Source organism: Pedobacter sp. NEAU-ZC8 (assembly GCF_059278965.1).
In genome coordinates this window covers 48526-63262 of the sequence record NZ_JCAJXC010000007.1, presented here as the reverse complement: position 1 = coordinate 63262, position 14737 = coordinate 48526, and the positions used below count along the sequence as shown (strand labels likewise).

The 14737-nt window shown below is 46.4% G+C and carries 10 protein-coding genes; 6 read left to right on the top strand and 4 right to left on the bottom strand.

Annotation, left to right across the window (positions count from 1 at the left end; genetic code table 11):
- Positions 1 to 38 precede the first annotated feature (38 nt).
- The 6 genes from AC5WJX_RS07425 (at position 39) to AC5WJX_RS07400 (ending at position 9423) form a co-directional block, all read left to right on the top strand.
- Positions 39 to 2090, top strand: a complete 2052-nt coding sequence (locus AC5WJX_RS07425) for an ATP-binding protein (protein ID WP_494484017.1) — start codon at positions 39 to 41, stop codon at positions 2088 to 2090.
- Positions 2091 to 2144: 54 nt separating this feature from the next.
- A complete protein-coding gene (locus tag AC5WJX_RS07420; protein ID WP_494484016.1) occupies positions 2145 to 3332 on the top strand; it encodes a serine hydrolase domain-containing protein in 1188 nt (395 codons plus the stop codon).
- A gap of 220 nt (positions 3333 to 3552) precedes the next feature.
- Positions 3553 to 5202 (top strand): glucose-6-phosphate isomerase, encoded by a 1650-nt coding sequence (pgi, locus tag AC5WJX_RS07415; RefSeq protein ID WP_494484015.1) that lies wholly within the window; start codon positions 3553 to 3555, stop codon positions 5200 to 5202.
- Positions 5203 to 5303: 101 nt separating this feature from the next.
- Positions 5304 to 6617, top strand: a complete 1314-nt coding sequence (locus tag AC5WJX_RS07410) for a M16 family metallopeptidase (protein WP_494484014.1) — start codon at positions 5304 to 5306, stop codon at positions 6615 to 6617.
- Between the two features lie 75 nt (positions 6618 to 6692).
- Positions 6693 to 8765 (top strand): insulinase family protein, encoded by a 2073-nt coding sequence (locus AC5WJX_RS07405; protein ID WP_494484013.1) that lies wholly within the window; start codon positions 6693 to 6695, stop codon positions 8763 to 8765.
- A gap of 109 nt (positions 8766 to 8874) precedes the next feature.
- Positions 8875 to 9423, top strand: a complete 549-nt coding sequence (locus tag AC5WJX_RS07400; RefSeq protein WP_440428343.1) for a DUF4251 domain-containing protein — start codon at positions 8875 to 8877, stop codon at positions 9421 to 9423.
- A 106-nt stretch (positions 9424 to 9529) separates the two neighbouring features.
- Here the strand turns inward: AC5WJX_RS07400 and AC5WJX_RS07395 are convergent, their stop codons facing one another.
- The 4 genes from AC5WJX_RS07395 to AC5WJX_RS07380 all read right to left on the bottom strand — a co-directional run bounded on the left by AC5WJX_RS07395 (position 9530) and on the right by AC5WJX_RS07380 (position 14716).
- Complete coding sequence (locus AC5WJX_RS07395; protein ID WP_494484012.1) at positions 9530 to 10546, bottom strand: glutaminyl-peptide cyclotransferase; 1017 nt, start codon at positions 10544 to 10546, stop codon at positions 9530 to 9532.
- Positions 10547 to 10607: 61 nt separating this feature from the next.
- Positions 10608 to 10970 (bottom strand): YraN family protein, encoded by a 363-nt coding sequence (locus AC5WJX_RS07390; protein ID WP_494484011.1) that lies wholly within the window; start codon positions 10968 to 10970, stop codon positions 10608 to 10610.
- A 202-nt stretch (positions 10971 to 11172) separates the two neighbouring features.
- Positions 11173 to 13158 (bottom strand): DNA primase, encoded by a 1986-nt coding sequence (gene dnaG / locus AC5WJX_RS07385; RefSeq protein WP_494484010.1) that lies wholly within the window; start codon positions 13156 to 13158, stop codon positions 11173 to 11175.
- Positions 13148 to 14716 carry a serine hydrolase gene (locus AC5WJX_RS07380; RefSeq protein WP_494484009.1) on the bottom strand — a complete coding sequence of 523 codons (1569 nt, stop codon included), beginning with the start codon at positions 14714 to 14716 and terminating at the stop codon, positions 13148 to 13150. The genes dnaG and AC5WJX_RS07380 overlap by 11 nt, the downstream gene beginning before the upstream one ends.
- Positions 14717 to 14737 lie beyond the last annotated feature (21 nt).

Sequence of the window (14737 nt, the reverse complement as noted above, 5' to 3'; positions counted from 1 at the left end):
ACGCTCAAAAGCCTTAATCAACACTAAACACTACAGGTTTGAAGGAGCAAGACAAGAAAAGATTAACTGAGCGCACACTACTGGACATCATTGCTTTATCAGCGGATGCAATGGCCATATATACTGGCGAGGAGATCATTATTGAATTTGCTAATGACGCCATGCTGGCACTCTGGGGAAAGGGTAGAGAAGTCATCGGTCTGCCCCTGTATGAAGCCGTACCAGCATTACAAGGCCGGCCTTTTAAACAGATGATGCAGCAGGCATTGAAGACTGGCATCAGCGATGCGGGCATAGCAGTCATAGATACCCCAATAAACGGAATTGTTCAAACGCGCTATTTCGAGTATGAATACCGCGCAATTAAAGATGCCGCCGGAAATACCTATGCAATTCTGCACCGTGCTGCCAACGTTACCGAGCGGGAGCTGCGCAACATCAGGTTACTTGCAAGCGAGGCGGAAATCCAGGCGCTGAACGAAGAACTTACCACGAGCAATGAGGAGCTCAGCACAAGCAACGACGAGCTTGCACAAATCAATAAAGAGCTGCAGACCTCTAACGTTGATATCAGACGGTTAAATAGAGAACTTAAGGAATATACGGCAAACCTGCGCCAGATGTACGACAGCCTGGTTGAAATCGAAGGCCGATTCCGGGACTTGGTTCAGCAGGCCCCTGTAGCCTCATTCATCGTCACCGGTGAACAGATGATAATCGAAACCGCAAACAGTCTGATGATCACCATGATAGGGAAGGACAAATCCATTATCGGCAAACCACTGATAGAAGCCCTGCCAGAACTCAAAGGCCAACCATTTGTAGGACTTTTGAATCAGGTATATAGAACTGGCGAAACCTTCTATGGAAACGAACTTGCGGCGCATCTGGAGCATGATGGACAGCTTGTAAGTGGCTATTATAAATTCATCTATAAGCCATTGAAAAACCCAGACGGTTCAAGCCACAGCATCATCTGTATTGCACTCGACATTACAGAACAGGTTAGCGCACGCAAAGCTGCTGAGCGAGCTGAAGAACGCCTGCAATTGGCGGTAGACGCGACTGAACTCGGTATATGGACGGTCGACTGGAAAACCGGCAAGCTCAGCCTATCCGAACGATCAAGGTTAATTCACGGTCTTCATTCCGGCGAAGCAATCACACTGAGCGAAAGTTTTGAGATGATCGATCCAAAATACCGCGATTATGTACGCGATCACATCAACCTTGCAGTAACAGAGAAAAGGAGCTTTCGGGTTGAACATCTGCTGCATCCCCGGGATGGAAGTTTCTCAAGATGGCTGCGTTCTACCGGGAAGGCGACCTATGATGATGCAGGCGAACCCATCCTGATGACTGGCACCATCCTGGACATCACCGAGGAAAAACACAATGATCAGCGTAAGAATGATTTCATTTCGATGGTGAGCCATGAGCTTAAAACCCCGCTTACTTCCATGCACGGCTACCTGCAGGTGTTACAACGTAATGCCACAAGGAATGCGGACGACTCCAGTAAAAGTTTAGCTGGAAAGGCCATCCGGCAGGTAGACCGCATGATGAAGCTCATTAACAGCTTTTTGAATGTTTCCCGGCTGGAAAACAACCAGATTCACATTGAGCGTAAATGTTTTGACATGGCCGAACTTATCCGGGAATCTGAGGAAGAGAGTATGGTGCATGTGAGCAATCACCAGTTTGTTTTCGCAGCCGCTGAACGGATGATGGTCAAGGCGGATCGCGATAAGATAGGCCAGGTCATCAACAACCTGATAAGCAATGCGGTTAAATATTCGCCACAAGGCAGCACCATTCATATTGCCTGCAAAACCCAGGATGGTCACGCCATGGTGAGTGTAAGGGATGAAGGTAAGGGTCTGGCGGAGGCGGACCTTTCCAAGATTTTTGAACGCTATTACCGGGTAAATAATGCCGAAAGTCAGACGATTGCTGGCTTCGGCATCGGCCTGTACTTGTGTTTTGAGATTATTAAACGCCATGACGGCAGGATCTGGGCAGAAAGTAGCCCAGGTTCAGGCTCAACATTTTACTTCACCCTACCGATTGATCCGGAGGCAACATCATAAGGCCCACAAAATCACAAGGTAGATTCGTAAATTAGAAGGAGGTAATCTGTTCTTATGAAAAAGCTTTTCTTCCTGCTGCTCTGCATGTCAAGCATCTCGCTTAACGCCCAAGCACAATCGATAAAACGTATTGACGGCAGCCAAATCACTGCAGACAGCCTGACAGTTCGCATTCAGACCCTGATGAACACAGCAGGTGTAAGCGGTTTAGGCATCGTTGTTTATAATGATAACAAACCTTTATTCATGAAAGCCTTCGGTCTGGCAAATGTACCCGAACAAAAGCCCTTGAAAACCTCGCAGGTGATGTATGCCGCTTCATTCAGCAAGACCGTATTCGCCTATATTGTTGCACAACTGGTACAGGAAAAGGTAATCGAGTTGGACAAACCACTTGTACAATATCTTCCAAAACCATTAACGGAGTACAACATACCCGGTTGGAAACGCGGTTATCAGGACATCAAAGCGGACAGTCGTTATGAGCAAATTACCGCAGGCATGTGTTTGACACATACCACAGGCTTCCCGAACTGGCGCTGGTTTGAGCCTGACGGAAAAATTAAAATAAAATTCAATCCAGGCAGCAGGTATAGTTATTCTGGTGAAGGCTTGTATTTATTGCAGTTCGTAATTGAACAGATCACCGGGAAAGATTACGAAAGCATTGCACGTGAACGGGTGTTTATCCCACTTAAAATGGAACAAACCAGCTATGTCTGGCATCCTGAATATGCGAAAAATCTGGTACTGGGACATGATACCACTGGTAAACCCTACGAGTTTATGGAATGGAAAGAGGCGGGCTGCGCAGGTACCATGTGCACCACGCTTGAAGATTATAGCCGCTTCTTTACCGCTTTGATGCAGCATAAGGGACTTTCTAAAACGACCTTCAAAAACATGATTGCCCCGCAGGTAAGAATCAGATCCCTCAAACAGTTCGGTCCACTTGCGCTTAAGGACAGTACCTTAAACGATAATATTCAACTGAGCTACGGACTTGGTGTGGGCGTATTTAAAACGCCACATGGGCCTGCATTTTTCAAAGAGGGGCATGATGAAGGCTGGGGACACTACAGCATTGCTTATCCTGATAAAGGGATCGGCGTGGTTATCATGACCAACAATGATGCTGGGGAAAGCATTTTCAAACAACTGCTGGAAGAAAGTATTGGGGATGTATATACCCCTTGGGAATGGGAGCATTACATTCCGTATGATCAGGTTAACGTTAATTAGGGTTGATAAAGGCCTCGATACGCCCTTCAGCCGCCTGCCGGGCGAATCAAGGGCGAGTTGACCCCATCTCAAGGGCGGTTTGAGGCCGGTTCAACCCTAAAGCAGGTACCAGCCCATGATCATTTTTACTCAAATTTGATCCCTTACAAGCAGAAAGTTTTTGTAATTGCTTCGTTACCGAGATAAATATCCGCTATTTTAGCATTAAAAACTATTGCATATGCTTCCAACAATTAACTTCACAGAAACACAAGCTTATAGGTATCTCGCAGATCACTTCATCGACATCAACTCGAAGAACATGAAGCAGCTATTTGCTGAGGATCCGGAACGTTTCCAAAAGTTTACCATCTTGTTTGATGATATCCTTTTGGATTATTCTAAAAACCGTATCAATGATACCACAATAGCTTTGTTGGTGCAGCTGGCCAAAGAATGCAAATTGGATGAGGCCATCAAAGCCATGTACAAGGGCGAAGCCATCAACCAGACAGAAAACAGACCTGTGCTGCATATCGCACTGCGGAACCAAAGCAATACGCCAATCATGGTTGAAGGAAAGGATGTAATGCCAGAGGTGAACCGTGTATTAGACAAGATGAAATCCTTCTCGGAGAAAGTTATATCCGGCGAATGGAAAGGATATACCGGCAAAGCGATCACCGATGTCGTGAATATCGGGATCGGTGGTTCAGACTTAGGACCGGTAATGGTTACTGAAGCACTAAAAGCCTATAAGAACCACCTGAACATGCACTTTGTGTCGAATATTGACGGTACGCACATGGTGGAAACCTTGAAAGGAGTGGATCCGGAAACGACCTTGTTCCTGGTTGCATCCAAGACCTTCACCACGCAGGAAACGATGACCAATGCGCGTACTGCAAGAGCATGGTTCCTGGAAAAAGGTGCTGCGGAAGAAGATATCGCGAAACACTTCGCCGCTTTATCGACCAACAGCAAGGACGTTGCTGCATTTGGTATCAATACCGATAATATGTTCGAATTCTGGGACTGGGTAGGTGGCCGTTATTCGCTTTGGAGCGCAATCGGGTTGCCAATTGCCTTGAGTCTGGGCTTTGATAAGTTTGAAGAATTGTTAAAAGGTGCACATGCAACCGATCAGCACTTCGAAAGCAGCCCATTTGAGAAGAACATTCCCGTGATCCTGGGTCTGCTTGGCGTGTGGTACATCAACTTCTTCGACGCTGAAACTCAAGCCATTTTGCCCTACGACCAGTACATGCATCGCTTTGCAGCATACTTCCAGCAAGGTGATATGGAAAGTAACGGAAAACACGTGGACCGTAACGGCAAGGAGGTGGATTATGAAACGGGTCCGGTGATCTGGGGTGAACCTGGAACCAATGGTCAGCATGCATTCTATCAGCTGATCCACCAGGGTACAAGATTGATCCCTTGCGATTTCATCGCTCCTGCGCAAAGTTTGAACCCAATCGGCGAACATCACCCGATACTGCTTTCGAACTTTTTCGCACAAACCGAAGCCCTGATGAACGGCAAAACCGGGGAGCAGATCCATGCGGAGCTTAGCGGCGAGGGTAAATCTGCTGAGGAAATCGCTAAACTGGCGCCGTTCAAAGTATTTGAAGGTAACAGGCCAACCAACTCCTTCTTGTTGAAAAAGGTTACGCCTTATAGCCTGGGTGCATTGATCGCCATGTATGAGCACAAGATCTTTGTACAGGGCATTATCTGGAACATCTTCAGCTTTGACCAATGGGGTGTTGAATTGGGTAAACAACTTGCAAAAAGCATCCTTCCCGAGCTGAAAGGTGATGAGCAGGTAAATACGCATGATGCCTCAACAAATGGATTAATTAACCAATACAAAGCCTGGAGATCTTAAATCCTTCCCAGCGATATCTAATATTGAAAACCTCAGGATCTTAAGGCACAACAGGTGTTTTAAGATCCTGATTGATCTGAATAAAACGCAAATCCAAATAAATGAAAAAACATTTCCTCGCAACCCTGGTCTTATCGGGCCTTTGCTTGGGCGCTACTGCTCAAAAAGTAAAATTTACCGAGTATGACCTCAATAATGGCCTGCATGTTATCCTGCACCAGGATAAAACAGCACCCGTTGTAGCTGTATCCGTCATGTACCATGTAGGATCTAAAGATGAAGATCCGCAACGTACCGGCTTCGCCCACTTCTTTGAGCACCTGCTTTTTGAAGGAAGTCCTAACCTAAAACGCGGTGAGTTCATGAAAACCGTGAGCAGCAATGGTGGACAAAACAATGCCAACACCAGTCATGACCGCACGTTCTATTACGAAATGTTCCCTTCCAATCAGCTGGAACTCGGCTTATGGCTGGAAAGTGAGCGCATGCTGCACCCTAAAATTGATGAGAATGGCGTTAGAACGCAGAACGAGGTGGTGAAAGAGGAAAAAAGGCTGCGTATCGACAACTCGCCTTATGGTAAGTTTGCAGAGAACATCTTCCGCCATCTATTTAAAGGTACGCCATACGAATGGCAGCCGATCGGTTCCATGGAACATTTGGATGCCGCTAAACTGGATGAATTTTTAGCGTTCTTCAAGAAATATTATGCACCGGGTAATGCCGTGTTAACGATTGCAGGTGATATTGATGTAGAGAAAACCAAAACACTGGTAAAAAAATACTTTGATGAGGTACCTAAAGGTGCGCCAGTGGTAAAAACACCTTACAAGCTGCCAGAGATCAACAAACAGATTATTGATACGGCCTATGATGCGAACATTCAGATCCCGGCAATTTTCACGGCCTACCGTGTTCCGGGCATGCGCTCCCGCGATTCCAAAGTGATGGAGATGATTAGTTCGGTACTATCGGGCGGCGGCAGTTCAAGATTAAACCGCAAAATGGTGGATGAGAAGAAAACTGCCTTGCAGGTGAGTGCCTTCAATTACGGCCTGGAAGATCATGGCGCCTATATCGCTTTAGCATTGCCGAACAACAACACGCCTTTGACCGATCTGTTGAATGACATTGACGCAGAGGTATTAAACCTGCAAACGGACCTGATCACGGAGAAGGAGTTTAAAAAGCTGCAGAATCAATTTGAGAACAGCTATGTGAGTGCAAACAGCAGGATGCTTGGGGTGGCGGAAAACCTGGCTTCAGGATATACTTTCCATAACAAAAACACCAATGACATTAACGAGGAACTGGATATCATCAAGTCCATTACCCGCGAAGAGATCAGAACGGTGGCGAAAAAGTATCTGAACAAGGATCAACGTGTAGTTCTATATTATTTACCGAAGAAATAGCGCATCCGCTAACATTAATTTTCCAGGAACATGAAGCCCTCAGGGCTTCGGCACCACAACAATATTTCAAATCACATGAAAAAAATATTCATACTTGCGCTTACCGGGCTTTTTGCACATTCGGTGATGGCGCAAAAGCTAGATAGAAGCCAGAAACCTAAACCTGGTCCGGCGCCTACCATAACCTTCGCAGATCCTGCGATCTATAAATTACCGAACGGCATTACGGTGCTCGTGGTTGAAAACCACAAACTCCCGAAAGTTACGGCAACCTACAGCATTGATGCAGGACCGATTACTGAAGGTGCTAAAGCAGGCGTAATGAGCCTGATGGGTGGTATGTTAAGTGAGGGTACGACCAAGAAAACAAAAGCACAGTTTGATGAGGCTATTGACCTGATGGGGGCTGACGTTAATGTGAGCTCTTCTGGTGGTTCTGCTTCTTCTTTGACCCGCTATTTTAACGACACCTTTATGCTGATGGCAGAAGCTTTGCGCAACCCCTCATTCCCACAGGAGTCCTTCGACAAGCTAAAATCACAAACTTTAACCGGTATTAAATCGAATGAGCGCAGTGCAAAGGCCATCTCAGGCCGGGTAGTGAATGCACTTAGCTATGGCGTAAATCACCCGATAGGTGAGTTTGTATCTGAGCAGTCGGTGAACTCGATTACCTTGGATGATGTAAAAGCAGCGTACAGCAAATATGTTACGCCTTCAAGAGGCTATCTGACCTTTGTGGGTGATATTACCCCTGCTGCAGCCAGGGCTTTAGCAACAAAAGCCTTTGGCGACTGGAAGGGTGCAAGTTTAACGCTGCCTAAGCTGGCTCCGGTTAGCAACCCTAACCAGACGGAGATTGATCTGATCGATGTGCCTACTGCGGTGCAGGCGGAAATTACGGTAACCAACCTGGTTGACTTGCCTTTGAGCTCTCCGGATTACCATGCGGTACTTCTTGCGGATCAGATCCTGGGTGGTGGTGCAGATGCGAAGTTATTCACCAACCTGCGTGAGAAACATGGTTTCACCTATGGTGCTTACTCCTCGACTGGCTCAGGCCGTTTTCAGGCTAAATTCAGCGCCAGTGCTGCGGTAAGAAACGAAAAAGTAGATAGCGCCGTGGTGGAGTTTCTAAGGGAAATTAACATCATGCGTACGGAGAAGGTTAGCGCTGAGGATCTTCAGAATGCGAAGAACCTGTATAATGGCACCTTTGCCCTTGGCCTGGAGAACCCTGCCCGTATGGCTTCTTTCGCGTTGAACATCATGATCAACGATCTGCCTAAGGATTTTTACCGTACTTATCTGAAAAAAATTAACGCTGTGACGCAGGAAGATGTGCTGCGTGTAAGCCAGAAATACTTTGGTCACGATAACGCCCGTATTGTAGTCGTGGGCAAACAGGAAGACATTTTACCTGGATTGAAGAAACTTGGTTACGCCCTGAAGTTGTATGATAAATACGCGAACCCGGTTAACGAGGCTGTCGTTGCCGCGGTGCCGAAGAAAACACCTGCAGAGGTGATTTCGAGCTACATCAATGCCATTGGTGGTGAAGCAGAACTGAAGAAAGTAAAAACAATTGTTTCTACCGGTGATTTCGAGGTACAAGGGCAACGGTTAAATGCTTCCGCGAAACTGATGGCTCCAAACCTGGAGAGCACCGTGATTTCAATGGGCGGCACCACGGTGATGAAAGATGCTTTTGATGGCACAAACGGTATCAAGGTACAAGGTCCTTCAACCATTAGCTATACGCCGGAAGAACTTAAAGAGAAAAAGACAAGGAAAGGTATGTTTGAGCAACTGTACTATACTGCTGCAGAACTGGAAGATGGCGGTATCAGCAAAGTTGGTGACGTACCAGCCTACAAGATCAACGTTACCCCAGCCGCTGGTTCAAAGAAAACTGAGTATTATGACGCCAAAACCGGCTTACTGATTAAGGAAGAGCGTACTGTAAAAAGTGCCGGTAAGGATCAAGCGGTTACCGTCATTTACAGTGAATATAAAAAGACAGGCAATGTACTGATGCCTTACAGAGTTGTTCAAATCGTCCCCGTGGGCGACACTACTCAGGAAATGACCGTCGTACTTAAAGACGTAAAAATCAATACGCCTCTAAAGGCTGCAGATTTTAAATAATCACAGCAACTATCATTGCAATGCCGGGTCAATTTTATTTGATCCGGCATTTTTTATGGATTAAACCTTTTGATTGCATCCTTGTTTAATAGTTATTAACTACATAATTATGAAACCATTAACGAAATTATTCACCATCATATTTGCGGTTGGCGCGCTACATGCCAGCGCACAAACCGACAAGGAGACTACTGCGAAACTTTTGAAGGAGCAGAACTTCGTGTTTAATGCCGTTACGGCAATTCCAATGGCAGATAATGCATTGAACCAGGTGTTAAATCAGTATCCAAATTCGAGGAACAACCTGCTGAACTTATCGGGCTCACAGTACGATGTACGCGTGACAAAAGACAGCGTAGTGGCTTACCTGCCATTCTACGGCCGTTCTTTTACACCTTCCTATGATCCGAAAGATGCTGGTACGAAGTTTAAGTCTAAGGACTTTAAGTACTCTGCGGAAAAAAAGAAGAAAAACTGGGTGGTAACCATTGAACCGAATGATATTAAAGACCGTCAGAAGTTAACTTTTAACATCACGGAGAAAGGTTATGCGAGTTTGTCGGTGCAGAACATCAACAGGCAGCCGATTTCCTTTAACGGAAACATTGAGGAGCCGAAAGAAAAGGCCGCTGAGTCTAAGGATAAGAAGAAAGATTAGCCTTTTCTCAGGTGGGTGCTACAGGGAGGATAGCCGGAGCACCAATTATAATGCCTCTGCAGGGCAGAAAAAGAAACAGCGGCTTGATATGGCCGCTGTTTCTTTTTTATTGACTTTTCGCTTCGGTTAGCTTGATTTCAAAAAGCTTGTCCCATCTTTTTCCTGTGATGAAAAGCCGCTTTCCTTTTGCATCCCATGCAATTCCATTTAAGACGTCTGTGTTCAAGAAAGTGTCACTCTTAGGCAGAATACCAGTTGCATCGATATAAGCCTCTACAGCGCCTGTTTTAGGGTCTATAATGGCAATTCTATTAGACTGATAGATGTTAGCATATAACTTTCCATCAATATACTCCAGTTCATTCAGCTGGCTTACCTCGCCCTGGTCGTCGAACACTTCGATTACATGCTCTTCCTGGTAGTTTTCTTTGTTCAGGAACCAGATTTTATTGGTACCATCAGATTTCAACAACTGTTTACCATCAAAGGTAAGTCCCCAACCCTCACGGCTGTTCTGGTAGTTGAAGGTACCCAGTTGTTTAAAGCTGTTTGCGTCGTAAACGAAGCCCATGTTGTGCTCCCAGGTTAACAGGATCACTTTACCGTCGATTAAAGTAGAGCCTTCAGCGAAATACTGCTTATCGATATCAATGCGCTGTATCGCTTTACCCGACTTCATATCTACCCAGCGTAATGTCGATTTTCCATACTCTCCTGTACTTTCGAGGAAGCGCCCGTCGTGGTATTCTAAACCTTGGGTGTAAGAAGTGGTATCATGAGGAAAAGTATTGATTACCTGATAGCCATGAACAATTGGCTTAATTGCAGATTTGATCAGGATATTTACCATAAGGGTATCTTTACTGCTGCCATTATCAACGATTGCGGAGATCAGCTTGTAACCTAAAGAAAGTTCCTTAGTGGGGAAACGGAAGGCGGTTGCATCATTTTTTGTGCCCAGTTGGGTACTGTCGAGCATATATGTTACAGACTTGATGGTCTGCCCTTCCGGGATGTCCAGTTGCACATCTATATCCTGCCCGGAAACAAAGGCTGCGCCTTGTTCTGGTGCTTTAAAGCCGTAACCTGGCGTGCTGCCGCCACTATCCTGCTTGCAGCTCATACAGACAGTTGAAATTAAAAGAGTAACTAGAACAAGTAATGGGGTATTCTTTATGGTAATATTAGCTTGGCCAAAACGCATCTTGTATATGATTAATTTGATAAAGGTCTTTGTTTTCAAATATAATAGCAATTATGTCAAATCGTATCTCCCCCTGGTGATTCAGTCGTTCAATGTACGCTGAGGAGGCAAATTCGAGCTGTTTTTCTTTTTTCCAGTTCACGAAATCTTCGGGTTCTCCATGATCGGCGGAACGGCGGGTTTTCACTTCGACGAAGATGATTTTCTTGCCGATGCTGGCAATCAGATCTAACTCCGCACGACCATAACGCCAATTCTGTTCCAATATTCTGTATCCATGCTGGATCAGGAAGTCTTTGGCAAGTTGTTCGCCATGCCGGCCCAGGTCTAGGTGTACTGCCATTGATCAGAGTTCAGGTTAATTAAGCTGCTTGATTTCAGCGTTCAGCAATTTAGGAACTTGCCATTGATTTCGAACCTGCCGGCATATATTTCTTGTGATTTCTAAATGTAAAATGCCAGGAGCCCTGGCATTTATTTGTTTATACTCAAAAGAATTGGGAACCTAAATGGTAAATCCGCTAAATACCCCCGGCGATTTCCGGCTATTTCAAAATCACAGAACCCAAGAACTTGGAGATCTCTTTTTCGACGTTCTTGATGTGCGCGTAGCGCTGCATCAGGATATCCTGGTTTGTAGCATCACGTTCTTCCTTAATCTCTTGTAAAAGGTCGAGAAGAATCTGATCTACCTTCCGCTTTTTCAGGTGAAAAATACCGCCTAGAACGGTTGCCTTTAGGTTCATCGTCTCATCGCGTACATAGATCTGGTGCCGGTTGTACCAGTTTTCACTCAAGGCATACGGAGAAGTAGAAAGGGTAATTGCCAGATCGGCGATCTCACGGTCCTCACTTTTGATGAACTGATTGGCAACTGGCAGTTGCCCATTCTCAATTTCATCACGGTAGGCTGCGATGATCCGCTTGCAGATGGGGTGCTTGAAGCTAACATCCGACAAGTTCTGGATGATAAAAGAGCCGATGAACATGTTGTCGATCTTGTCCCAGTTTACCAGTTCATGGCCGTAGGCCAGCAGCAATCGCACGATTTCCTTTTCTTGCACCTCCTCCTGGTCCGTTTGAACTAGCGCAGGTTGTGCTGAGTCATCGAAGAGGTTTTCTGGCGGCTGGTCCGGGTGGAACTGCGAAGCCTGATGGTTGGATTGCTGGTACTGCCCTTGTTGGTATTGTCCCTGCTGCCCTTGCTGACTGTTTGCTTTTTTGAACTTGGCCGCACGCATGCTGTTGAGCTCGTTCAGCAGGATACGCTCTTCGACCTGCAGCAGGTGACTACATTCTCTTATAAATACTGAGGCTTTGATGTTATCTGGGATCTTGGCAATGCTTTCTACGATATCCCGGATAATGCCGGCCCGTTTTATAGGATCGTTGCCGGCTTCTTTTAGCAGGGTATCTGCTTTGTAGAGGATAAAGTCTTTGCGGTTGTTCTCGATGTAGTGCTTGAAAGCGCCCGAACCCACCAGGTGCATGTAGGAGTCAGGGTCATGTCCATCGGGGAAATTCACCACCTTCACATTCAGGCCTTCCTCCAGGATCATATCCAGCCCTCGGAGAGAAGCCTTTATACCCGCGGCGTCACCATCGTACAGCATGGTAACGTTCTGCGTGAAACGCCCAATAAGTCTGATCTGCTCTGTGGTAAGCGAAGTACCGGAAGAAGCCACCACGTTCTCCACCCCCGCCTGGTGCGCAGAAAGCACGTCGGCATAACCTTCTACGAGGTAACAGTTATCCAGATCTCTGATGGCCTTTTTAGCGTGGTAGAGCCCGTAAAGTACATTCGATTTATGGTAGATGTCACTCTCCGGAGAGTTGACATACTTGGGTACGTTCTTGTCCGTCTTAAGTGTCCTTCCGCCGAAGCCGATAACCCTTCCTGTGAAGTTGTGGATGGGGAACATCACGCGCCCGCGGAAGCGGTCATACACCTTCCCCTGCTCGTTCTTAACCACCAGGCCGGTGCTTTCCAGATAGGCTTCTTTGTGCCCGGCTGCTTTAGAAGCATTGATCAGCGCATCCCAGGAATCTGGCGAATAACCCAGCTCGAACTTCTTGATCACGTCCTCACGGAAGCCACGCTCTTTGAAATAGCTCAGACCTACCGCACGGCCTTCAGACGCGTTCCATAGCTGGTCTGCAAAGAAGCCAGAAGCGAACTGAGATACAATGTACAGTGCTTCACGGGCATTCTGCGCCTCAATGTTCTGCGGGCTTTGTACGGTTTCCTCTACCGGAATGTTGTATTTATTCGCAAGAAACTTAAGCGCCTCCGGGTAGGAATACTTCTCGTGGTCCATGATAAAATGGACGGCATCACCCCCTTTACCACAGCCGAAACACTTGTATATCCCTTTGGTAACCGACACGTTGAAGGAAGGCGTCTTTTCATTGTGAAAAGGGCAATTCCCGATCAGGCTGGTACCACGTTTCTTTAAAGCAACAAAATCACCGACAACCTCCTCAATACGGGCGGCATCCATGATCTTGTTGATGGTTTCACTATTTATCATTCAGTCGTGTAAAATCTAAGTCCTGGAAGTCGAAGCTAAAGTCGGTTAAGGGAGAAATGGCCTCCATCTTAAAGCCGATCGGTTTAGCATCATGATCCAGGGTAAAGGTCACAAAAGCATCTGCATCCAGGCTTCGCTCGTTCCATTTAACGATGAACGTATTTCCTTTATAAAAATACATATTGCCCTGTAACTTCGGTGCGTTTTTAGAAGTAAAGTAATAGCCTGTTTTACGGGCTTCTATGTTCACTTTCCCGAACCAGGGATCTTTGTAACCACCTTCAATCTGCTGCAGGCTGCCTTTTCCTTTAGATGCTTTCTGCTGCGCAGCGATGGCGGTCCATACTTTTGTCGTAATCTCTTTTGCTTCTTTTTCATTGGCGAGGCGTGAATCATTATACTGCTTGATCCTGTCCTTGCCTTTAATGGCGAAATAGCTGTCTTTTATGGTGTTGGTGATGGCAGTAAATGCCGCACCGGATTGTTGATTAGTCAGCACGATAATCCCCAGCTTCAATTCTGGAAGGATGGTCACCTGCGTCACAATCCCTGCCAGTCCACCTGTATGTGCGGCCTGAAAATAGCCGTTCACATCGCTTAAGAACCAGCCTAAGCCATAACTGTTGAAGTGCGTATTATAAGGCGAGCTGCCTTTCACCAATGTTTGTGGCGTCCACATTTCATCATGAACCTTCTTACTGTATAGTTGCTTACTTAGGTCCGCCCCATACTTACCTTCATTGATCTTTGAGATCACCCATTTGCTTATATCCTCCACGTTGGAATACATCCCTCCTGCAGCGTTGGCCAGTTCAGTGAAACTCAAGCCCACTGGCACCAGCTTATCGCCTACTGGCGCATGCCCGTCAATGATGTTGCTTTTATCTTTTAGCCTGTACCAGGAAGCAGCCGTCGCCGTCATGCCTAGTGGTTGAATGATCTTTTGCTCTATGAAATCCTCAAAAGGCATCTTGGAAATCCTTGCCACAACCTCACCTGCCACGATATACAGCAGGTTGTCGTAATCGTACTTGGAACGGAAGGAAGATACCGGTTTCAGGTAGCGCAGGTTATGGATCAGCTGATCTTTGGTTACGGTGCTGGAGTCCGGCCAAATCATCAAATCACCGGCACCAAGGCCCAGTCCACTGCGGTGGGTGAGCAGGTCGCGCACCGTAAATTCCTGCGTTACGTAGCTGTCATACAACTTAAACTCCGGGATTACGTCTGTAACTTTGGTATCCCAGCTCAGCTTACCCTGATCAACCAGAATACCTACCGCTGCAGCAGTGAAAGCTTTGCTATTGGAAGCCACACCAAACAGCGTTTTCTCGTCAACTTTCTCGTTTGTTTTAAGGGATCGTACCCCGTAACCCTTGGCATGGATCAGCTTTCCATCTTTCACAATGCCCAGCGCAATGCCCGGTACATTGAAGGTTGTAAGTGTTTTGTTCACCACGCTATCCAGCTGTGCGGCGGATAACTGCGCCTTAACTTGCGCGCCTGTGGAAAGCAGCATAAAGGCCGCTACAAATAAGGAGTATCTAGTCTGTTTCATTCCTATTTTATGATACCTGAT